Source organism: Chitinilyticum piscinae (assembly GCF_015223195.1).
In the GTDB taxonomy this organism is placed as follows: Bacteria; Pseudomonadota; Gammaproteobacteria; order Burkholderiales; family Chitinibacteraceae; genus Chitinilyticum; species Chitinilyticum piscinae.
Genome location: NZ_JADFUA010000004.1, coordinates 11,928 through 33,379, shown reverse-complemented (window position 1 = coordinate 33,379; position 21,452 = coordinate 11,928). Strand labels below are relative to the sequence as shown.

The 21,452-nt window shown below is 60.1% G+C and carries 17 protein-coding genes; 10 read left to right on the top strand and 7 right to left on the bottom strand.

The window, feature by feature from the left end; genetic code table 11:
- The 4 genes from INR99_RS08125 to INR99_RS08110 form a co-directional block, all read right to left on the bottom strand.
- Positions 1-861: a 3',5'-nucleoside bisphosphate phosphatase gene (locus INR99_RS08125; RefSeq protein ID WP_194115841.1), complete on the bottom strand. Its 861-nt coding sequence runs from the start codon at positions 859-861 to the stop codon at positions 1-3.
- Positions 848-1,132, bottom strand: a complete 285-nt coding sequence (locus INR99_RS08120; protein WP_194115840.1) for a SemiSWEET transporter — start codon at positions 1,130-1,132, stop codon at positions 848-850. The genes INR99_RS08125 and INR99_RS08120 overlap by 14 nt, the downstream gene beginning before the upstream one ends.
- A complete protein-coding gene (gene cysM, locus INR99_RS08115; protein ID WP_194115839.1) occupies positions 1,129-2,007 on the bottom strand; it encodes a cysteine synthase CysM in 879 nt (292 codons plus the stop codon). The genes INR99_RS08120 and cysM overlap by 4 nt, the downstream gene beginning before the upstream one ends.
- A 71-nt stretch (positions 2,008-2,078) precedes the next feature.
- Positions 2,079-2,627: a hypothetical protein gene (locus tag INR99_RS08110; protein ID WP_194115838.1), complete on the bottom strand. Its 549-nt coding sequence runs from the start codon at positions 2,625-2,627 to the stop codon at positions 2,079-2,081.
- Between the two features lie 182 nt (positions 2,628-2,809).
- Between INR99_RS08110 and gltS the strand changes: the two genes are divergently transcribed.
- Entirely contained in the window at positions 2,810-4,006 is a 1,197-nt protein-coding gene (gltS, locus tag INR99_RS08105) for a sodium/glutamate symporter (RefSeq protein ID WP_194116092.1), read from the top strand.
- Between the two features lie 10 nt (positions 4,007-4,016).
- Here gltS and INR99_RS08100 read toward each other — a convergent pair whose 3' ends face one another.
- Entirely contained in the window at positions 4,017-5,315 is a 1,299-nt protein-coding gene (locus INR99_RS08100) for an EAL and HDOD domain-containing protein (RefSeq protein WP_194115837.1), read from the bottom strand.
- A 101-nt stretch (positions 5,316-5,416) separates the two neighbouring features.
- Positions 5,417-7,795, bottom strand: a complete 2,379-nt coding sequence (ppsA, locus tag INR99_RS08095) for a phosphoenolpyruvate synthase (protein ID WP_194115836.1) — start codon at positions 7,793-7,795, stop codon at positions 5,417-5,419.
- Between the two features lie 335 nt (positions 7,796-8,130).
- Here ppsA and ppsR point away from each other — a divergent pair, with 335 nt between their 5' ends.
- From ppsR to INR99_RS08060, 7 genes are all read left to right on the top strand, one after another.
- Positions 8,131-8,949 (top strand): posphoenolpyruvate synthetase regulatory kinase/phosphorylase PpsR, encoded by an 819-nt coding sequence (gene ppsR / locus INR99_RS08090; RefSeq protein WP_194115835.1) that lies wholly within the window; start codon positions 8,131-8,133, stop codon positions 8,947-8,949.
- Positions 8,950-9,059: 110 nt separating this feature from the next.
- The gene (gene minC / locus INR99_RS08085; protein WP_194115834.1) at positions 9,060-9,812 is read left to right on the top strand and encodes a septum site-determining protein MinC; all 753 of its coding nucleotides are present in this window, start codon (positions 9,060-9,062) and stop codon (positions 9,810-9,812) included.
- Positions 9,813-9,853: 41 nt separating this feature from the next.
- Positions 9,854-10,663 carry a septum site-determining protein MinD gene (gene minD / locus INR99_RS08080; RefSeq protein ID WP_194115833.1) on the top strand — a complete coding sequence of 270 codons (810 nt, stop codon included), beginning with the start codon at positions 9,854-9,856 and terminating at the stop codon, positions 10,661-10,663.
- 3 nt (positions 10,664-10,666) lie between these two features.
- Positions 10,667-10,927: a cell division topological specificity factor MinE gene (minE, locus tag INR99_RS08075; RefSeq protein ID WP_194115832.1), complete on the top strand. Its 261-nt coding sequence runs from the start codon at positions 10,667-10,669 to the stop codon at positions 10,925-10,927.
- A gap of 81 nt (positions 10,928-11,008) precedes the next feature.
- Entirely contained in the window at positions 11,009-11,818 is an 810-nt protein-coding gene (map, locus tag INR99_RS08070) for a type I methionyl aminopeptidase (protein ID WP_194115831.1), read from the top strand.
- A gap of 5 nt (positions 11,819-11,823) precedes the next feature.
- Positions 11,824-14,394, top strand: a complete 2,571-nt coding sequence (locus INR99_RS08065; protein WP_228098170.1) for a [protein-PII] uridylyltransferase — start codon at positions 11,824-11,826, stop codon at positions 14,392-14,394.
- Positions 14,395-14,400: 6 nt separating this feature from the next.
- Entirely contained in the window at positions 14,401-14,925 is a 525-nt protein-coding gene (locus INR99_RS08060) for a M15 family metallopeptidase (protein WP_194115829.1), read from the top strand.
- Between the two features lie 55 nt (positions 14,926-14,980).
- On the opposite strand, the gene INR99_RS08055 is transcribed toward INR99_RS08060, so the two are convergent.
- Entirely contained in the window at positions 14,981-16,429 is a 1,449-nt protein-coding gene (locus INR99_RS08055; protein WP_194115828.1) for an MltF family protein, read from the bottom strand.
- A 104-nt stretch (positions 16,430-16,533) separates the two neighbouring features.
- Between INR99_RS08055 and INR99_RS08050 the strand changes: the two genes are divergently transcribed.
- A complete protein-coding gene (locus tag INR99_RS08050; protein ID WP_194115827.1) occupies positions 16,534-18,441 on the top strand; it encodes an ATP-binding cassette domain-containing protein in 1,908 nt (635 codons plus the stop codon).
- Positions 18,438-21,350: a PAS domain S-box protein gene (locus tag INR99_RS08045; protein ID WP_194115826.1), complete on the top strand. Its 2,913-nt coding sequence runs from the start codon at positions 18,438-18,440 to the stop codon at positions 21,348-21,350. Before INR99_RS08050 ends, INR99_RS08045 begins: the two co-directional genes overlap by 4 nt.
- Positions 21,351-21,452 lie beyond the last annotated feature (102 nt).

Here is a 21,452-nt window from a genome sequence, read left to right as displayed (position 1 = left end):
CTATTCCGTTAATTGATTCAATGGCGACAACCACCTCGTCCACACCGGCTCGCAATCCATCGGCAGATCGCCATTCAAGCCGGGATCGCGGGCGCCTTCGCCGGTGGCGTGGTAATCGGTGCCGGCCGATGCCAGATAGCCGTATTCCTGCGCCACGCGGCCAAAGCGGGCGGTGTCAGCGATGCTGTGGCAGCCGCTGAGCACTTCGATGGCCTCGCCGCCCATGCGCTTGAACTCGATCAAGAGCACGCGCAGGGTTTCATTGCCCAGCTCGTAGCGGGCCGGGTGCGCCAGCACTGCGACGCCACCGGCGCCGCGAATCCAGCCCACCGCCTCGTGCAGGCTGGCCCATTCGTGATCGACGTAACCGGGCTTGCCACGCGCCAGATAGTGCTTGAACACCGATTTCACATCCTTGCACAGGCCGATTTCGACCAGATAGCGGGCAAAATGCGCACGGCTGATCATTTCCGGGTTTTCGGCGTAGTTTTGTGCTCCAGCGAGCACGCCGGTGATTCTGGCTTTCTTTTCCAGCTCGGCGGCCATGCGTTCCGCACGCTCCCAGCGGCCGGCACGCACGCCAGCCAGGCCAGCCTGCAAGGCTTCATTTTCCCGGTCAAAGCCCAGCCCGACGATGTGCAGCGTGTGTTTCCCCCAGCTGACCGAAATTTCGACGCCGTTGATGAAGGGCATGCCCAGCTGGCGCGCTTCGTCTTCGGCATCGGCCAGCCCGCGTGTGTCGTCATGATCGGTGAGCGCAAACAGCTGGCAGCCGCGCGCATGCGCCATGCGCACTACGTCACGCGGCGCCTTCATGCCATCAGAGACCGTCGAGTGACAGTGCAGGTCAATCGGCGTCATGCTTGTCCTTGCGATCAAACACCAACTTCATCACCAGTACGGCACCGGCAAGAATGAGTGTCAGGGTATTGGCCACGACCACAGGCACCGCCCTGGCCAGCAGCCCATACCCCAGCCACATGGCCACCCCGGATACAAAAAGCAGATACATGCCCAGCGAAATATCCTTGGCCGAACGGGTTTTCCAGACCTGCCAGACCTGCGGCAGAAAGGCGATGGTGGTGCAGGCCCCGGCGACGAGGCCGAGCATTTCAATGGCTTGCGGACTCATGCGGGGAAGACTCCGGTCGACAGGTAGCGGTCACCGCGGTCGCAGACAATCGACACAATCACCGCGTCGCGCACTTCCTGCGCGAGTTCCAGCGCCGCGCACAGCGCGCCGCCGGAGGAAATACCGGCGAGAATGCCTTCTTCCCGCGCCAGCCGGCGAGTCATTTCTTCCGCCGCAGGCTGGTTCACTTCCATGATGCGGTCGATCAGCGAAAAATCGCAGATGGCCGGCACATATTCCGCCGGCCATTTGCGGATGCCGGGAATCGACGCGCCATCGCAGGGCTGTACACCGACGACTTGCACCGCCGGATTCTGTTCTTTCAGATAGCGCCGCGTGCCCATGATGGTGCCGGTGGTGCCCATGCTGGAGACGAAATGGGTGATGCCGCCCTCGGTATCACGCCAGATTTCCGGCCCGGTCGTTTCATAATGCGCCAGCGGGTTATCCGGATTGGCAAACTGGTCAAGCACCAGGCCGCGGCCTTCACGGACCATCTGCGCCGCCAGATCACGCGCGACCTCCATGCCGTCGACCAGAATCACCTCTGCCCCGTAGGCCTTCATCGTCTGCACACGCTCGATGCTGGAGTTCTTCGGCATGATCAGCACCATTTTGTAGCCCATCATGGCAGAGGCCATTGCCAGCGCGATGCCGGTATTGCCGGATGTTGCCTCGATCAGCGTATCGCCAGGCCGGATCGTGCCGCGTGCTTCGGCATGGCGAATCATGGACAGCGCCGGGCGATCTTTCACGGAGCCGGCCGGATTATTGCCTTCCAGCTTGACCAGAATGATGTTGCTGGGGTGACCAGCGATGCGCTTGAGGCGCACCAGCGGCGTATTGCCGACGAAATCTTCGAGATAGTGATACATGAACGGAAATGGGCGCCTCTTGCGAAGGCGCCCATTATACCGCCAGCAGCGGTCAGCCGTGCGAATGGCTCTTATTCTGCCACGATGGTCACGGTGCGACGCAGGATGAGATCGACCTGATCACCTGCGGCGGCACTGGACAGCAGCTCGGCATCGGCCACCTTGTAGCTCACCAGCCGGTTTTCCGGGTTTTTCACGGTAATCAGTTGCTTGGCGGCATCCACCTTCACAATGTCCGAACGGATACGGGTCGTCAGCACGCGACCGCCACCATCCGCGCTTTCCTGATAGCCCTCCCCTTCGAACACGCCGCGCACCCCAGCGGTGCCCTTCTGCAGCAGCAACGCCATGCCTTCGGTCAGCTTCACATTCACCTTGTCGCCAACGTTCAGGGTATCAAAACGGGTAATGCCGGTAGCGACGTTGTAGATGTCGAGCTTGGTGTCATCGGCAAATTGCAGCACCAGCGAGCGCTGGGTCTTGTTGATCTCGGCCACAACCGCCTGCATCTTGTCATTCACGCTGGTTGCCAGGATCACTTCGCCTGCCGCCTGCGCTGCCGGAATCGCCGCCAGTACGCCAGCGGTCGCCAGCAGAATGGAAATCAGTGTTTTTTTCATATGCTCTTCTCCGTTTGCATCCATGATCAGGGCGGATGCAATCCCGAAAGCAAGTATACGGAATAGCCAACCCCAAGCCAGCCAGGGGCTTTCCGACCTCGAAAAATACAACACAGTCCCGCCGCCAGCAGGCTGCCGCTTGATAGAATACGTGCTGAACACAGCCTTCAGAGATGAGTTTCATGCTGCAACTCGATTTTTACGGCACGCTGGTCGCGGCGTCCCTGGTATTGCTGCTGGGCAAATTCCTGCTCGCCAAAACCCCACTTCTTCGCACCTACACCATTCCCGAGCCGGTGGCAGGCGGACTACTGGTGGCACTGGCATTACTGGGCGCTCACGAGGTGCTTGATGTGCAGGTCCGCTTTGATACCGGCCTGCAGACACCGCTGATGCTGGCCTTTTTTGCCAGCATCGGGCTGAATGCCGATCTGGCGAGCCTGCGCTCGGGCGGCCGCAAACTCGCCATCTTCCTCCTGGTCGTCATCGGCTTGCTGCTATTGCAGAACACGCTGGGCGTGGCGCTGGCCAGCGCCCTTGGTCTTAGCCCCTTGTTTGGCCTGCTGGCGGGTTCGATCACCCTGTCAGGCGGGCATGGGACCGGCGCGGCATGGAGCGCCGTGTTCAGCCAGGACTACGGTCTGGCGAACACCCGCGAATTGGCCATTGCCTGCGCCACTTTCGGGCTGGTACTGGGCGGCCTGATCGGCGGGCCGGTTGCCAATCGCCTGATGAAGCGGGTTAGCCCTCCGGGAACGGAACACGACGCCGATGTCCCACCCACGGCCTTTGAGCAGCCGCAGGCTGTGCGCCTGATCACGACCGAATCGTTTATCGAGACACTGTCGCTGATTGCACTGTGCCTGCTGGGCGGCAATTATCTGGCAGCACTGTGCAAGGGAACGGCGCTGGAGTTGCCCACCTTTGTCTGTGTACTGTTTGTTGGTGTGCTGCTGCGCAACGGGCTGAGCATGCTGGGCTGGTATTCGGTCTTTGACCGGGCCGTATCAGTGCTTGGCAATGTCAGCCTGTCGCTGTTTCTGGCAATTGCCCTGATGAGCCTGCGTCTGTGGGAACTCACTGGACTGGCCTTGCCGATCGTGCTCATTCTTACAGCCCAGACGGTGGCCATGGCCGTTTACGCCAGCGTGGTCACCTTCCGCGTCATGGGCAGCAATTACGATGCAGCGGTACTGGCGGCGGGCCACTGCGGTTTCGGCCTGGGTGCCACGCCTACCGCGATCGCCAATATGCAGGCCGTAACCAGCCGCTTCGGTCCGTCGCACATTGCCTTCCTGATCGTACCGATGGTCGGGGCATTTTTCATTGACCTCGTCAACGCCATCATCATCAAGCTATTCGTCGCGATCCTGGGCTAGACCACAACGCTCACCCCGCCATCGCCGCCAGCACCCAGAGCGTGGCATCGAACTGCAGCCGGGCAAACGCCTCCCGCTCGATCGCACAGCCATCAAGCACGTGCTGATCCACCTCGGCATCCCCTTCGGCGGCTTCGGCCAGTAACAGAAACGGGGTGAGTGGCGTCTGCCGGCCGGCCAGGGTATCGATGACCTCGGCTGGCGCACACAGCTCTTCCAGCAGTTGCCGACGGGGCACACGCAGCAGATAGTCCAGCAGCGAAAAGAGCCCGGTCAGGTACAGCGAGTCGCTACTGATGGTGCTGCCCGCACCAGCCAGTTCCATCAGCCGGGCCCGGGTCAGCGCGGCTTCCAGCAGTGTTGCGTCCAGCGGTTGGGGGTTGCTGGACGAAAACAGCAACAATGACAGCCAGCGGTAGAGTTTTTCCTGTCCCAACACGGCCAGCGCCTGCTCCAGTGAATGCACCGGGTTCGGCAAGGCCAGCGCAGCCGAATTGACATAGCGCAGCAACCTGACGCTCAGTACCGGGTCGGTTTTGAGCTCATTGGCCAGCAAGGAAAAATCTGCCCCCTGACGCAACTGGGACAGCACGTGATTGAGCTTGATGAATTCTCCCGGAAGCTTGGCCGGCGTAAAACGCGGATTGGCGAAGACCTTGCCACTGACATAATTGACACCAAACTGGAATCCGGCTTCGGCGGCCTCCTGACTATCAACCGCCGCAAGCCAGATCTCGCCGCCGCCCATCGCACTGCGCCCATTGGCCACCAGCTTGCTGAGTAATGCCGGATCGGGTGATGCAGGACTGATCATCAGCAGCTGCACATCGGCCAGCAGCGTGGCGTGCTGATTCAGCCAACCGTCCAGCATTACCCCGACCTTGAGCCCCTTTTTGCGCAGCAGGTGCAGCACATCGCGGCTTGCACTGGCGTCCAGCTGGTGCTCGCCATGAAGAATCACCGTGACCGGCCCGGGCAGTGTTTCCGCCATATCCGCCAGCAGAGCGGCACGCTCCCATGGCAGCTCCAGCCAGACCTGCCCGGAATAGTGTCCGGACTGCACCAGCCTTGTCACTTCATACAGCAGAATTTCCAGATCGAGCTGACTGTGGTCATGCACATGATCGGCATGCGGCAAGGGACGCACGGTGAAGGTACTTGCCACGATGCGCCAGTGACGGTCGTATACGGGCTTGCGGCGCAATAATCCTTTGTCCGGCGTAACTGCTGCGGCAACCGCAACAGCAGGCGGAGGAGCCGGAGCATCTGGCGCAGGGCGAGAGCGGAACAAGCCGGAAAACCAGTTCATATCAAGCCGAGAGAAAGGATAGACACGCTTAAAGCATAGCCTCCTGCTCAAAAAAAACCCGATGCGCCTGCACGCATCGGGCTTATTACCGGGCCAGTTGCTTATGCGGCCTGTTTTGCACCGGCGAGGAACAGCCAGGTTTCGATCACGGTATCCGGATTCAGCGAGATGGTTTCGATACCTTCTTCGACCAGCCACTGTGCGAAATCCGGGTGGTCTGACGGCCCCTGCCCACAGATGCCGACGTACTTGTTGAGCTTGCGAGCTGCCTTGATCGACATGCTGAGCATGGCCTTGACGGCATCGTTACGCTCGTCAAACGAGGTTGAGACCGGACCACCGGAATCACGGTCGATACCAAGCGTGAGCTGGGTCATGTCGTTCGAGCCGATGGAGAAGCCGTCGAAATGTTCGAGGAAGCGCTCGGCCAGCACGGCATTGGCCGGGATTTCGCACATCATGATCACGCGCAGGCCGTTCTCGCCACGCTTGAGGCCATTGCGCGCCAACAGCTCGATCACGCATTCGGCTTCGTTGAGCGTGCGCACAAAGGGAATCATGACCTCGACATTGGTCAGCCCCATCACATCACGCACTTTCTTGACCGCACGGCACTCCAGCTCGAAACAGTCACGGAAGCTCTTGTCGACATAACGTGCCGCGCCACGGAAACCGATCATCGGGTTTTCTTCGTGCGGCTCGTATTGCGGCCCCCCGATCAGATTGGCGTATTCATTGGACTTGAAGTCCGACAGGCGCACAATTACTTTCTTCGGCCAGAATGCCGCAGCCAGGGTCGAGATGCCTTCGGCCAGCTTATCGACATAAAAGTCGATGGCAGAACGATAGCCGGCAATGCGGTTTTCCACCTGAACCTTCAGCTCGGGCGGCACGTTCGGATAATCCAGCAGCGCTTTCGGATGAACGCCAATCATGCGGTTGATGATGAATTCCAGCCGCGCCAGACCGACCCCTTCATTAGGCAACTGGCAGAACTCGAAGGCCAACTCCGGATTGCCGACGTTCATCATCAGCTTGACCGGCGGCTCTGGCATTTCTGCCAGCGCCAGCTCCATTTTTTCGAACTTGAGCAATCCCGAATAGATATTGCCGGTATCACCCTCGGAGCAGGATACCGTTACCTCGTCGCCATCGCGCAACACCCGGGTTGCATCGCCACAACCGACCACTGCCGGAACACCCAGTTCGCGGGCGATGATCGCAGCGTGACAGGTCCGGCCACCACGGTTGGTTACAATCGCCGCGGCACGCTTCATCACCGGCTCCCAGTCCGGATCGGTCATGTCGGACACCAAGATGTCGCCCGCCTGCACCTTATCCATTTCAGAAATGTCACGGATGATGCGTACCTTGCCTTGGCCGATCTTCTGCCCGATGGCACGCCCCTCGCAAAGCACTTCGCCCTTTTCCAGCAGACGGAACTTGGTCAGGCGTTCGCTGCCGCTTTCCTGGGACTTCACGGTTTCTGGACGCGCTTGCAGGATATACAGCTTGCCATCGATACCATCACGCCCCCATTCGATGTCCATCGGACGCGCGTAGTGCTCCTCGATGATCAGCGCATAACGGGCCAACTCTTCGACCTCAGAATCCGAAATCGAGAATTTGCGACGATCAGCCGGATCGACATCGACGGTTTTGACCGATTTGCCCGCAACGGCTTCGCGATCGAACTCCATCTTGATGGCCTTGCCGCCAAGATTGCGGCGCACGATGGCCGGGCGACCTGCTGCCAGCGTGGGTTTGTGCACGTAGAACTCATCCGGATTGACAGCCCCTTGCACCACCGTCTCGCCCAGACCATACGACGCGGTGACAAAGACCACCTGATCGAAGCCGGTTTCGGTATCGATGGAGAACATCACACCGGCTGCGCCACAGTCCGAACGCACCATGCGCTGGATACCGGCGGACAGCGCCACCAGCTTGTGATCAAAGCCTTTGTGCACGCGATAGGCAATCGCCCGGTCGTTGTACAATGAGGCAAACACGTGCTTGATCGCGTCCAGCACGTTCTGGTAGCCCACGATATTGAGGAAGGTTTCCTGTTGCCCGGCAAACGAGGCGTCCGGCAGATCTTCGGCAGTGGCCGACGAGCGCACGGCAACGGTGACCTCGCCGTTGCCGAAGGCGGCGTAGTGCTCGGCAATTTCCTTTTCCAGTTGCGCCGGGAACGGTGTGGCCACAATCCAGTCACGGATCTGTTTGCCAACACGGGCCAGCTCCTTCACGTCATCGACATCCAGGCCGGTGAGCGCCGCATCTATACGCTCAGCCAGCCCTTCATGGGCCAGAAATACCCGGTATGCCTGCGCTGTAGTCGCAAAGCCGCCCGGTACACGTACACCCTTGGCTGTAAGCTGGGAGATCATCTCCCCCAGCGATGCATTCTTGCCGCCTACATGCTCTACGTCATGCATGCGCAACTGCGCGAAATCGATTACATAGCTATCGGACATCTTCAGGGCCTCATGGTACTTGGATTATTGTCAGTAATTGTGCGGCGCAATATCGCAGTATCAATTCTAGGCGATCAGCCCGTGACGCCAAGTCGGGTCAAGACCTTAGCCGAAAATAAACTGGAAATCCTGCTGCCGGTGCGACCAGAACCGGCCTGTTTGTAGTCGGCCGATTTCTGGTACATGCTGCCGATTGTGAGGGAGGGGCCATTTTCAGTGTGGTGCGTAGTGTAAAAATTCGTGATAAATCGCAAACATGCACAGTCAGGCCAGACAAAGCTAGATGCATGACACACAATTGAATCTGATCACAGACCCGCCAGCAGGAGACATGCATGCGCCGTAGCGTCTTTTTCATTTCCGACCGCACCGGGATCACCTCCGAAATGCTCGGGCACTCACTGCTCTCGCAATTCGAGGATGTCGAGTTTCATCGCATGACCATGCCCTTCGTAGACTCGGTCGAAAAAGCCGACCAGGTCGCACTGGAAATCCGCAAGCATGCCGTCATCGACGGCTGCCGACCCATCGTATTCAGCACCATCTGCAACCCGGAATTGCGGGCGCGCATCCATGTCGCTGACGCCCAGATCATTGATTTTCTGGAAATGTTCATCGGCCCGCTGGAAGACGAACTGGGGGTCAAGTCATCCCACACCGTTGGCAAGACACATTCGATTACAAACTATGACGAATACAAAAACCGCATCGACGCAGTCAATTTCGCCATCAACCACGACGACGGCCTTTTGCCCCGCGATCTGGCCGAAGCCGATCTGATCCTCGTGGGTGTTTCGCGCTGCGGCAAAACCCCGACCTGCCTGTATATGGCGTTGCAGTTCGGCCTCAAGGCGGCCAATTACCCCTTGACTCCGGATGATTTTGGCAACCATACCCTGCCCAAGCTGTTGCTCCCCTATCGCAGCAAGCTGTTCGGCCTGACCATCGACCCCGAACGCCTCGCCCAGATCCGTGCCGAGCGCAAACCCGACAGCAAGTACTGCTCGCTGGAAAGCTGCCAGTTCGAGGTGGCCGAATCCGAAGCCTTGCTGCGCCACGTCGGCGTCCCCTACCTCAATACGACACGCATGTCGATCGAAGAACTGGCCACCACCATCATGCATCGTGCCGGCCTGAGCCGCCGCACCTACTGAGCACAGTGTTGCCGGCCGGCTGCCGGCAGCAGCTTTCAGCTTTCGTAACGGGGTCTGACGCGATAGAATCGCGACTTTATGGCCATGCCAGCCCCGGAACGATTTTTCGCATGAACACGCGCAGTAGCGACATCACCCTGTTCGAATTCAAAAGTGTCGGCCTCAATGTGCTCTCCTTCGTGCCCGTCACGCTGGACACCACGCAACTCGAAACCGCACTGGGCGAAAAAATCGGTCGCGGACAGCACTTCCTGTCGGGGAGCCAGCTGGCGCTGGATTTCGATGCGCTCCCTGAAATTCCGACGGCCATCGACGTGAAAGCCGTCATCATGCTGCTGCAGCAATTCTATCTGCACGCGGTAGCGTGCAAGGGCGGCAACACGGCACAGCAGGCCGCAGCCCGCGAAGCCGGCCTGATAGTTCTGGACAGTGACAGCATCCTTACCTCAGCTCCGGGTGCAGCTGCCAACTCGCCAGCCGAGGAAGTCGTAACACCTGCACCTGCTGCGGCAGCAGAACGCAATCCCGCACTGATCATCACCCGCCCCGTGCGTACCGGCCAGCAGGTCTACGCCCGAGGGGGCGACCTGATCGTCACCGCACTGGTCTCGGCCGGCGCCGAGCTGATCGCCGACGGCAATATCCATGTCTATGCGCCGCTGCGCGGCCGTGCGCTGGCCGGCGCGCGTGGCGATACCATGGCCCGAGTCTTCACCACCTGCATGGAAGCCGAGCTGGTGTCCATTGCCGGTGTCTACCGCACACTGGACGACTCGCTGCCGGCCAGCATCCGCAGCAAGCCCAGCCAGGTCTACCTAGACCAAGACAAACTCGTTATTGAAGCCCTGCAGGGCACCAACTGATCGCGCTGCAGGCGCACGAATATCTACCAGGGGAACATAAAGTGGCAAAAATCGTTGTCGTGACTTCCGGCAAGGGCGGCGTGGGCAAAACCACCACCAGTGCAAGCTTTGCGTCCGGCCTTGCGCTGCGCGGCTTCAAGACTGCGGTCATCGATTTCGACGTGGGTCTGCGCAATCTCGATCTGATCATGGGCTGCGAGCGCCGCGTGGTCTACGACTTCGTCAATGTGATCCAGGGTGAGGCCACGCTCAAGCAGGCACTCATCAAGGACAAGCACTGCGACAACCTCTACATCCTGCCGGCTTCGCAAACACGCGACAAGGAAGCCCTCTCGAAGGAAGGCGTGGAAAAAGTTCTCAAGGAGCTTGAGCACGAAGGCTTCGATTACATCATCTGCGACAGCCCGGCCGGCATCGAAACCGGCGCCTTCCTGGCGCTGTATTTCGCCGAAGAAGCCGTTGTCGTGACCAACCCGGAAGTCAGCTCGGTGCGTGACTCCGATCGCATCATCGGCATTCTGGACGCCAAGTCCCGCAAGGCCGAAGAAGGCGGCACCGTAAAAACCCACCTGCTGATCACCCGCTACAGCCCCAAGCGTGTCGACAGCGGCGAGATGCTGTCTCTGGACGATGTCCAGCATCTGCTGCGGATCCCGCTGATCGGTATCATTCCGGAATCCGAAACCGTGCTGCAGGCCTCCAATGCCGGCAATCCGGCGATTCACCTGGCTGGCTCCGACGTCTCCGAAGCCTACAAGGATGTGGTTGCCCGTTTCCTCGGCGAAGAAAAGCCGCTGCGTTTCATCGAAGTACCGAAGCAGCCGTTCTGGAAACGCCTGTTCGGAGGTTAAGCCATGTCGATCCTCAGCTATTTCTTTGGCGAAAAGAAAAAAACCGCCTCGGTCGCCCGCGAGCGCCTGCAGATCATTCTGGCCCACGAACGTGCCGGCCGTGACGGTCCGGATTACCTGCCACAGCTGCAGAAGGAGCTCATCGAGGTAATCTCCAAGTACGTCGCCATCAATCCGGACGACATCAAGGTGCAGCTCGACAAGAAGGATGAATTCGAAGTCCTCGAAGTCAATATCGTTCTGCCCGAAGCCGGCCGCCGCTAGAGGGCTGTAAGCCTCCCTGCTCTACCCCGCCACAGCCCCGGAAATCCGGCGCTGTGGTTTGCTTTTATAAAGGTTATTGCCATGTCGATTGTGATCAAGACTGCCGAAGACATCGCCAAAATGCGCATCGCCGGCCGTCTGGCCTCCGAAGTGCTCGACTACATCACACCCTTCGTCAAACCGGGCGTCACCACCGCCGAGCTGGACAAGCTGTGCCATGACTACATGGTTACGGTACAAGGTACCATCCCGGCGCCCTTGAACTACTGTCCTCCTGGCTACATACCCTACCCGAAGTCCATCTGCACCTCGGTCAACCAGGTCATTTGTCATGGCATTCCGGCGGACAAGCCACTGAAAAACGGCGACATCGTCAACCTGGACATCACGGTCATCAAGGATGGCTATCATGGCGACACCAGCCGGACCTTCCTGGTCGGCGACGCGGTCGCCAGCCATGCCAAACGCCTGGTGCAGGTCACCTACGACTGCATGTGGCTCGGCATCGATCAGGTTCGCCCCGGCGCCCGTCTGGGAGACATTGGTGCAGCCATCCAGAAGTACGCCGAGAAAGCTGGCTATTCAGTGGTGCGCGAATTTTGCGGCCACGGCATCGGCCAGGGCTTTCATGAAGAACCACAGATCCTGCATTACGGGAAGCCGGGCACCGGGGTCGAACTGGTTCCGGGAATGATCTTCACCATCGAGCCGATGATCAATGCCGGCAAGCGGGAAATCAAACAGATGAACGACGGCTGGACCATCGTCACCAAGGATCGCTCGCTGTCGGCCCAATGGGAACACACCGTGCTGGTTACCGAAACCGGCTATGAGGTATTGACCGTTTCGCAAGGTGCACCGGCGCGTCCGGAGCAATACACACTCGGGTAATGTCCATGCGCACGGTAGCAGCCCTCCGCGAAGACTATGTCAGCAGCAAGCAGGCGCTGCGTGCGGCCCATAGCCCTGCACAGGCGGCAGAACTGCTGCAGGCGCTGACCGCGCTGACCGACCGGATTCTCGGTGAACTCTGGCAACGCCACGAATTCAGCGACGACGTGCTGCTGGTCGCCGTGGGCGGCTATGGCCGCGGCGAACTGTTTCCGCATTCCGACATTGACCTGCTGATCCTGCTGCCCGAGCAACCGGCTCCCGGCCTGCTGGAAAAGCTCGAAGTTCTGGTGGGTGAGCTGTGGGATACCGGGCTGGAAGTGGGGCATTCGGTGCGCACCATGGCCGATTGCCTGACCGAGGCCGAGAAAGACATCACCGTGCAAACAGCGCTGCTGGAATCGCGGCTGCTCTGCGGGGATGCCGCACGCTTTGTGGCCTTTCGCGATACCGTGCACCGGCACATCGATGCCAAAGAGTTTTTCGACGCCAAACTGCTTGAGCAACAGGCACGTTACGGCAAATTCCAGAATGCCACCTACAAGCTCGAGCCCAATATCAAGGAAGCACCCGGCGGGCTGCGCGACCTGCATCTGGTTGGCTGGATCGCCGCTGCGCTGGGTCTGGGGCGCGACTGGCACGCGCTGGCCTGCCTGGGCCTGCTGACAACCGAGGAAAACCAGAAACTGCAGCGCGCCGAACACGTTTTGCGCAGCTATCGGATCGCCCTGCACTGGCAGGCGCGCCGCCGCGAAGACCGCATCCTGTTCGACTACCAGCACCTGCTCGCGAGCCAGTTCGGCTTTGCCGATACCGTCACCCACGGCAAGATTACCTTACGCGCCAGCGAGGCGCTGATGGCCGATTACTACCTCGCCGCCCGCGTGGTCAGCCAGCTCACCCCGCTGTTGCTGCACGCACTGCGCAGCCGGATATTCAGCCAGATCGGCCAGGCACCGGTTTGCCTCAACGAGCGCTTCCAGCTGCGTGGCAATACCCTGGAAATCACCGCCCCCGATGTTTTCCAGCGGCAACCGTCCGCCATTCTGGAATTGTTCCTGCTTTACGAGCGCGAGCGCGAAGTCGCCGACATTGCGCCGGAAACCTTGCGTGCGCTCTGGCATGCGCGACTGTCCATCGACGATGCCTTCCGTGCCGATGCGGTCAACCGCCAGCTCTTTATCGATATTTTCCGCGAGCCAAGGGGGCTTACGCGCGTATTGCGCCGGATGAACCAGTACGGCGTACTGGGGCGCTACATTCCGGAATTCGGCCACATCGTCGGGCGGATGCAGCATGATCTGTTTCACGTCTACACGGTGGACGAGCACACGCTGATGGTGCTGCGCAATCTGCGCCGCTTTGCCGTACCGGCCTTCACTCACGAATACCCGTTGTGCTCGCGCCTGCTCGAGGAATGCGAACATCCGGAAGTGCTGTATCTGGCGGCACTCTTTCACGACATCGGCAAGGGTCGCGGTGGCGATCATTCACAGCTTGGCCGGGATATTGCAGCACGCTGGGTCGCCGATCAGCCACTGCGCGACGCAGACCGCGAACTGATTGTCTGGCTGGTCGAGCATCACCTGACCATGTCCTCGGTCGCCCAGAAACAGGATGTCTACGATCCGGAAACCATCCAGGAGTTCGCGGCACTGGTACAAACCCCTCGCCGGCTCAATGCACTGTATCTGCTGACCGTTGCCGACATTCGCGGCACCAGTCCCAAGGTATGGAATGCCTGGAAGGCCAAGCTGCTCGAGGATCTTTACAAGGCAACGCAAAAGCTGCTGGCCAGCCGCAACATCACCGCACACTCGTGGGTGGAAGAACGCCAGGACGAAGCCCTGCGCCTGCTGCAACTCTACGGCCTGCGCCGTGATGCCCACGAGGCGTTCTGGAAGGAGCTCGACACCGTCTACTTCCTGCGCCACGATGCCCGCGAGATTGCCTGGCACACCCGGCAACTGTTCGGTCGCGTCAACGCCCCCGAGCCCGTCGTACGCGCCCGGCTTTCGGAATCGGGCGAAGGCTTGCAGGTGCTGGTTTACACGCCGGATCAGGTCGATCTGTTCGCGCGCATCTGCAGCTTTTTCGAGAAGGCCGGCTACAGCATTTTCGATGCGCACATCCACACCACACGCAACGACCATGCCCTGGACAGCTTTTATGTCTTCATTCCGGACAGCCGCAACACCAATTACCGCGACCTGATCAACTACGTGGAATTCGAGCTGGCCGCCAGCCTCGCCAGAGCCGCACCACTGCCCACCCCGCAGAAGACACGCGTGTCACGCCAGCAAAAGCACTTCCCGGTACAACCGCATGTGCTGATCCGGCCGGACGAGCGCGGCAAATATCATGTGCTGGCGGTTACCGCCGGAGACCGTACCGGCCTGCTCTCAACGATTGCGCGCATTCTCGCGAACTACCGCATCGACATCCAGAGCGCGAAAATCATGACGCTGGGCGAGCGCGCCGAGGATAACTTCCTGATCTCCGGCAAGGCACTGGGCGACGAGCGCACCGTGCAGCAGCTGGAAACCGAGCTGTTGCAAGCTCTGCAGCCGCAATAATCCGCCATGCATCCCGAACTGCTCGACTGCTATCTGCAACTTTGTCTTGACCCCGGCCTGCCCCGAGAGCGTGGCTGGCCGCTCTTTGCCGAGGCCACTGAGCTGGTCGAGCTGCCGCCCGATCGCTGGCAGCGCATTCCGCGCCTGACCCCCGCGGCAGCGCAGGCTTGGCAATCGATGCAGGCTGCCGCAAAACAGGATGGCATCGTACTGGAGCTGATTTCGGCCTTTCGCAGCTATCGCTATCAGGCCGAGCTGATCGCCCGAAAACTGGATTCCGGGCTGGCGCTGGAAGCGATCTTGCGTGCTTCGGCCTTGCCGGGGTGCAGCGAGCACCACACTGGCCGCGCCATCGATCTGGCCACGGACGACGGGATGCCGGTGCTGGAACCGCAATTTGCCGAAACACCTGCCTTTACCTGGCTGCAGCAGCATGCGGCAAGCTTCGGGTATTTCCTTTCTTTCCCGCCGGACAATCCCTGGGGACTGATGTACGAGCCATGGCACTGGTGCTACCAGCCAGATAGATAGACACCTATCAGCCCACAGCCATCAATAATCGCCAGCTAACAGCGTATACCCCGTATTACTCCGGTGCCGAGGCCGCCGGAGCCATTTTGCCCTTGCGTGTGACGCGACTGTTTTCCGCGGCCTTGTACGCCAGATAGATCTTGTTGACGCTGGCAACATAATCCACCATGCGCCGGCCGACGCTATTGTTTGCTACCGTTTCGACATGACCGACCCAGCGGTTCGGGTCCAGCCCCTGCGCAGCAGCCTGGCGGCGCAACTGCTGCAGCCGCCCTTCCCCGGCGTTATACGCACCGATCATGAAATAGAGCGCATCCGTATCGGACACGCCCTGTTTCTTGTACTGGTCGCGCAGATAATCCAGATAACGGCCGGCGGCCATGATGTTCTGTTCGGCATCGTGCGGATCCTTCACCCCCATCGCCCGCGCCGTAGCGGGATTGACCTGCATGATGCCGGTCGGCCCGCCATTCCTGCGGATGTAGTTGGTGAATTTGCTTTCCTTTTGCGCGATGGCAGCCAGCAACAGCCAGTCCATATCGGTGGCCTCGGCCACCATCTGGAATGCCGGGGCAAACAGACCCAGCTTGTCACTGGCGGAAAATTCGGTGGCTGTTCTGGCCTTGCCATCCGGACGCAAATAGAGCTGTGTCTGGCTGATGGCGCGCCCGACCAGCGCGCTGCCCTGCGTGGACAGGTAGCGATTCAGTGAATCGCGCAAACCCTCGTTGCCCTTGCGCACAGCCCAGGCCAGCGGCAGCGGGTCACCGCTGCAAAACAGCCGCTTTGCCCCGGGCGCGGCCTTGGCCCAGAGCTCGAGCTGCAACTGCAGCGCTACCGTAGGAGCACTGTCTGCCTGCATGCCTGCCAGCAGGGGCTCGATCGCCGAACCGGCAGAAAGGAGCTCGCTGGACACTGTACTTTTGCCCTCAAGCTGCCGTGCTTCATTCAGCCCCTGCAACCAGCGGGCCTGATAGCTGGCCGATGGAATCTGCAGCTTCTGCTCGCCCAGCTCGTCGAAGCTGGCCGCATTCATGCTGCGCGGGCCGGCAACACAATAGCGGTCATTACGGTAGGGTATGGTGAAGTCAACCACCCTGCCGGTGCCTTCGCTCGCCGGTAAAAAACCCGCGGCCACTTCGCCGCGTCCGGCCAGCAATGCCGGCAGCAGCTCGGTTGCATCCACCGGAATGAATTGCAGCTGCACCGGAGCACGGTTCTTCTTGCGGCCCTGATTCAGGTAACGCTCGTAGCCGGTCAGCATCGCAAGCTCGACCCCGTGCGGCGCACCATCCTTGAGAAAATAGGTGCTGGGCCCGAGCGCCACCAGCACGCGGATACGCTCCGGTGGATTGTCAGGATCGAAATCGGCCAGCTCGCTGGGTTCGCGCAGCAATGCCGGATGTGGCGCGCTCGCGCTGCCCACCTCGGCAGAAAATGCCGGATTGCTGAAGGAAATCAGCGCAGTGGCACACAGCAGCAGGGACAGTATTTTTCGGCTCATGGGCGGATTCTACGGGCTGGGGCGCCAGTTCCCAAACGGAAGAAGGTCACTGTGTAACCGCCGCCACGTTTATAATCGCGTCTTTGCCTGTCGCGGTTACCTCCATGCCCTTGCTGCTTGTCGAACATGCCCACCTTGCTTTTGGCCACTGGGCCTTGCTGGATGATGCCAGCTTCGTGGTCGAACCTGGCGAACGAGTCGGGCTGATCGGGCGCAACGGCGCCGGTAAATCGTCGCTGCTGAAAGCCGTGGCCGGCCTGCAGAAACTGGATGACGGCATCATCCGCATCATGGACGACGTGCGGGTGGCCTTTGTGCCGCAGGAGCCGCAATTCGACCCTCAGCACAGTGTCTTCGAAGCGGTTGCCGACGGACTGGGGGCCCTGCGCCAGCTGCTGCTGGATTACCACCATGCTGCCAGCCATCTGGATGGCAGCGAAGCGGCGCTGGCCCGCCTGACCGAACTGCAGCATGAACTGGAGGCGCGCGATGGCTGGCGCATCGACTCCCTTATCTCTGCAACCCTCAGTCAGCTTGACTTACCGGCAGATACCCCGATCAGTAACCTGTCCGGGGGCTGGAAGAAGCGCGTGGCGCTGGCGCGCGCGCTGGTGCAGGAGCCGCAATTGCTGCTGCTGGACGAGCCAACCAACCACCTGGATGTTGCCGCGATCGAGTGGCTGGAAACCCTGCTGAAGGGTTTTGCCGGCAGCGTGCTGTTCATCACGCATGACCGCCGTTTCCTCGACAATGTCTCGACCCGCATCATCGAGCTGGATCGTGGCCGGTTGCTGAGTTTTCCGGGCAACTTTGCCGCCTACCAGCTGCGCAAGGCGGATCTGCTGCAGCAGGAAGAAACCGTCAACCGCAAATTCGACAAGTTTCTTGCCCAGGAAGAGGTCTGGATCCGCAAGGGCATCGAAGCACGCCGTACTCGCAATGAAGGCCGGGTGCGCCGGCTGGAGCAGTTGCGCCGTGATCGAGCCGCCCGTCGTGACCGCGTCGGCAATGTGTCCTTCCAGCTGGATGCCGGCGAACGTTCGGGCAAGCTGATCGCCGAGCTGGAACATGTCAGCAAGGGCTTCGGCGGACGTACCTTGATCAAGGATTTCACCACCCGCCTGTTGCGCGGCGACCGCATTGGCCTGGTTGGGCCCAACGGCGCAGGCAAGACCACATTGCTCAAACTCATTCTGGGCGAGCTGGAGGCGGATAGCGGTGTGATCAAGCTCGGTACCAATCAGCTGGTGGCCTACTTCGATCAGTTCCGCGAGCAGCTGGATGAGGAACAGGCGCTGATCGATGTGGTGGGTGACGGCAAGGATTATGTCGAGATCGGCGGCCAGAAAAAGCACGTCATGGGTTATCTGGAAGAATTCCTGTTTCCGGCCGAGCGCGCCCGCAGTCCGGTCAAGGCACTCTCCGGCGGCGAGCGCAACCGGCTGTTGCTGGCCAAGCTGTTTACCAAGCCGGCCAACATTCTGGTGCTGGACGAACCGACCAACGATCTGGACATCGACACGCTGGAATTGCTGGAAGGCCTGCTGGCAGATTACCCCGGCACCGTATTCCTGGTCAGCCACGATCGGGAATTTCTCGATAATGTCGTCACCCAGGTCATTGCTTTCGAAGGTGAGGGCAAGCTGTATGAAAATGCCGGCGGCTATGCCGACTGGCTGATCGCCCGAGAACGGATGCGGGCCGCGCAAGCAAGTCCAGCGCCCCGCCCGACCGAAGCGACCGCAAAGCAGGCCAGCGAGCGCAAGCGCAGCTCGGTCAAACTGAGCTTCAACGAAGTACGGGAGCTGGAGCGTCTGCCCGACGAAATCGCCGCACTGGAAGCCGAACAGACTGATTTGCAACAGTCGCTGCTTGATCCCGAGCTGTATCGCAGTGCACCGCTGAAAGCCCGCGAAATGCAGGCTAGAATCGAGGCCATTGATGAAGAACTGATGGTTAAGCTCGATCGCTGGGAAACCCTCGAAGCGAAGCAGCAGCAATCTGCCACATGAAATCACTGCGCAGCAGCCGCCCACCCATGCTCCCCGGAGCAGGCAACCCTTCCCTGTCCCGACTCCGGCTCGGACTGCTGCTGGTGTTTTTCCTGCTGAGCATGGCCGTCATCCTCTCGGCAATCTGGGTATCGATCCGCGAATACCGGCACGAGCTCAACCAGGCGGTTCAGCAAAATGTAGGGCTGGCTCGTTCTCTGGACGAACATGCTGCGCGCAGTTTCATTTCGGTAGAGCAGGCTCTCGACAATCTGGGCGAAATCCTCACCCGCAGCAACGGGGTAGATGGGAGCAATCAGGCCGACATGTACCAGATGCTGGTCAGCAAGAAGGCGTTGACTCCGCAGATTCGCGGCATTATCACCATCGACAGTCAGGGCTTCATCCACACCCATGGACTGGAATTTCCAGCCCGCCGCATTGATCTGTCCGATCGCAGTTATTTCAAGTTTCACCGCAGCAACCCCGATACCCGCAGCCAGATTGGTCAGCCAGTCATTTCCCGTACTGACGGCAAATGGCTGATCCCGGTCACCCAGCGGGTTAACCGCCCGGATGGCAGCTTCGGCGGGGTACTGCTGGCAGCCGTTGAACCGGCCTATTTCCTGGATTTCTACAAATCGCTGCATCTGACCGAAGGGCAATCCGTACGCCTGATGCTTGATGATGGCACCATCCTGCTCAACTACCCATTCAATGATCGCGAACTGGGCAATAATGAACGCCCGATGATGCCCGCCCTATCCGGCAAACAGGCTGAAGGTGACACCCTCAACAAAGAATGGACTGACCCGAAAACCGGACAGACCGAGCTGGTGTCCTTCCATGAACACGGCGGCGCGCATCCGCTGATTGTCATGGTCAGCAGCAACAAGGATGTTTTGCTGGCGAAATACCGACAGGACACGCTGCTGCGCATCATTGCCACTCTGGCGCTGATGCTGGTCATTACCGGCCTCTTGTATCTGCTGTTCCGCCAGATCCGGCATGCCGAGCAGGTTGAATCCCGGCTTTACCTCACCCAGTTCACGGTTGACCACGGCCCTGATCCGGTGCTGTGGTGTGACAGCGACGGCTACCTCAGTTACGCCAACCAGAACCTGATCCGGCTGGCCGGGCTGGATGAAAACGAGTGGTATCACCTGCGCTTTACCGATTTCCTGCCACGGATCACTGCCGAGAAATGGCAAAGCCTGTGGAGCGAATTGCGGGAAAAACAGCATCTGATGCTGGAGACCCAGCTGCGCATCAAGGATGACCAGTTGCTGCCGGTTGAAATCACGCTGGCTCTGATCGAATACCAGGCGACCAAGTACCTGTGCGTCACGGCCCGGGATATCAGCCAGCGCATCCAGACGCAAACCGAATTGCGCCGCCACCGTGATCAGTTGCAGGAGCTGGTTCTCGAACGGACTGCGGAAGTCAGTACCGTTCTGGATGCAAGCCCGCTGGCCATCATGCTGGCCGTGCAGGGCAAGATCAGGCTGGTCAACCCGGCTTTTGAAATCCTGCTGGGATTCCCGGCATCCGACATTATCGGTCGTCCGACGCATACCATTTTCGCGTCAGCCAGCCATTACACCGAAAAACGCGCCCAGATCAGCCAGGCACTGCTCAGTGGTGGCGCCTACCGCGACGAAATCGAGCTCTACCGTCACGATCACTCGCCATTCTGGGCCATGGTGAATATCAAATCGCTGGTTCCTGGCGACACCAGCAAGGGTGAGATTGCGGTCATTGAGGACATCACGGCACAACGCATCGCCGCACAGACCCTGAAGCAGTCAGAACGCCTCAAGCGGACGGTCATCGACCAGAGTGCGGATGGCTTCCTGCTGCTCAACCACCGACAGCGCGTGGTGGAAATTAACCCGGCCATCTGTCTGATGCTGGGATTCAGCCGCGAGGAACTACTGGATCGTGACCCGGCCTTCCTCTGGGGCGAACCGTGTTTCCGTCAGGTATTTCCCAAGGAAATCCAGCTGCATCCAGGCTACAACCATGTTGGTGAAGTCACACTTCCGACGCGCGATGGGGAAAGCCGCCCCTTCCTGATCAATAGCGGCGCCATTCATGCAGATGATGGCAAGCTCGAACACTTGTTCGCCTTTTTCACCAACATCAGCCAGCTCAAGGAAATCGAACGCCACCTGGTTGACGCCAAGGAAGCCGCCGAGGCGGCCAACCAGGCCAAGTCGACCTTCCTCGCCAATATGTCGCACGAATTGCGCACGCCGATGCATGCCATCCTGTCCTTCTCGGAGATCGGCATGGCCAAGGCGGACAAGGTGCCCGGCCCGAGCCTGATCCGCTACTTCGACCGCATCCATGCCTCTGGCCAGCGCCTGCTGGTCCTGCTGAACGACCTGCTCGACATGTCGCGACTGGAGGCCAACAAGATGCAGTACGACAAGGAATACTGTGCACTGCTGGATATCGTCCAGTCGGCCGCCAACGAACTGGGGGGGCTGCTCAGTGCGCGCAATTTGTCGGTGCATATTGATGAAAGCACGGGGCAGGAGATTGCGGCACTCTTCGATCGGGCACGCATCACCCAGGTTGTGGTCAATGTGCTCTCTAATGCCATCAAGTTCAGCCCCGCGGATTCTGCCATTGAAGTCAGCATCCAGGCGGATTTGCGCCTGCCCTCCGGTGAAACGGCGGTTGGCATTCTGGTGCGCGATCATGGCCCCGGTGTACCCGACGAAGAGCTGGAGTCCATCTTCGACAAATTCATCCAGAGCAGCAAACTGCGTGTCGACGGGGGCACCGGCCTTGGCCTGGCCATCAGCCGGCAGATCATGGAAGACCATGGCGGTGCGATCATCGCCAGCAACCATCCGCTGGGCGGTGCCATTTTCAGCCTGCTGCTGCCACAGGGTGCAGCGCACGGTCAGGATCTGTTCTAAGCCTGCGCTGTGAAAGCTGCCCTGTTTCGCGTACAATTGCGCGTTTTTTAAGCGCCCGGACTACTGCGGGCGCTGCCTGCGCACGCTGCGCCAGCCAGATAC

Excerpts from the sequence above, each read along its gene's own strand:
- INR99_RS08100 (WP_194115837.1), bottom strand. The coding sequence starts at position 5,315 with ATGAACTGGTTTTCCGGCTTGTTCCGCTCTCGCCCTGCGCCAGATGCT.
- INR99_RS08045 (WP_194115826.1), top strand. The coding sequence starts at position 18,438 with ATGAAATCACTGCGCAGCAGCCGCCCACCCATGCTCCCCGGAGCAGGC.
- INR99_RS08125 (WP_194115841.1), bottom strand. The coding sequence starts at position 861 with ATGACGCCGATTGACCTGCACTGTCACTCGACGGTCTCTGATGGCATG.
- map (WP_194115831.1), top strand. The coding sequence starts at position 11,009 with ATGTCGATTGTGATCAAGACTGCCGAAGACATCGCCAAAATGCGCATC.
- INR99_RS08120 (WP_194115840.1), bottom strand. The coding sequence starts at position 1,132 with ATGAGTCCGCAAGCCATTGAAATGCTCGGCCTCGTCGCCGGGGCCTGC.
- INR99_RS08050 (WP_194115827.1), top strand. The coding sequence starts at position 16,534 with ATGCCCTTGCTGCTTGTCGAACATGCCCACCTTGCTTTTGGCCACTGG.
- ppsA (WP_194115836.1), bottom strand. The coding sequence starts at position 7,795 with ATGTCCGATAGCTATGTAATCGATTTCGCGCAGTTGCGCATGCATGAC.
- INR99_RS08055 (WP_194115828.1), bottom strand. The coding sequence starts at position 16,429 with ATGAGCCGAAAAATACTGTCCCTGCTGCTGTGTGCCACTGCGCTGATT.
- minE (WP_194115832.1), top strand. The coding sequence starts at position 10,667 with ATGTCGATCCTCAGCTATTTCTTTGGCGAAAAGAAAAAAACCGCCTCG.
- ppsR (WP_194115835.1), top strand. The coding sequence starts at position 8,131 with ATGCGCCGTAGCGTCTTTTTCATTTCCGACCGCACCGGGATCACCTCC.
- minC (WP_194115834.1), top strand. The coding sequence starts at position 9,060 with ATGAACACGCGCAGTAGCGACATCACCCTGTTCGAATTCAAAAGTGTC.
- INR99_RS08065 (WP_228098170.1), top strand. The coding sequence starts at position 11,824 with ATGCGCACGGTAGCAGCCCTCCGCGAAGACTATGTCAGCAGCAAGCAG.
- INR99_RS08110 (WP_194115838.1), bottom strand. The coding sequence starts at position 2,627 with ATGAAAAAAACACTGATTTCCATTCTGCTGGCGACCGCTGGCGTACTG.
- cysM (WP_194115839.1), bottom strand. The coding sequence starts at position 2,007 with ATGTATCACTATCTCGAAGATTTCGTCGGCAATACGCCGCTGGTGCGC.
- gltS (WP_194116092.1), top strand. The coding sequence starts at position 2,810 with ATGCTGCAACTCGATTTTTACGGCACGCTGGTCGCGGCGTCCCTGGTA.
- INR99_RS08060 (WP_194115829.1), top strand. The coding sequence starts at position 14,401 with ATGCATCCCGAACTGCTCGACTGCTATCTGCAACTTTGTCTTGACCCC.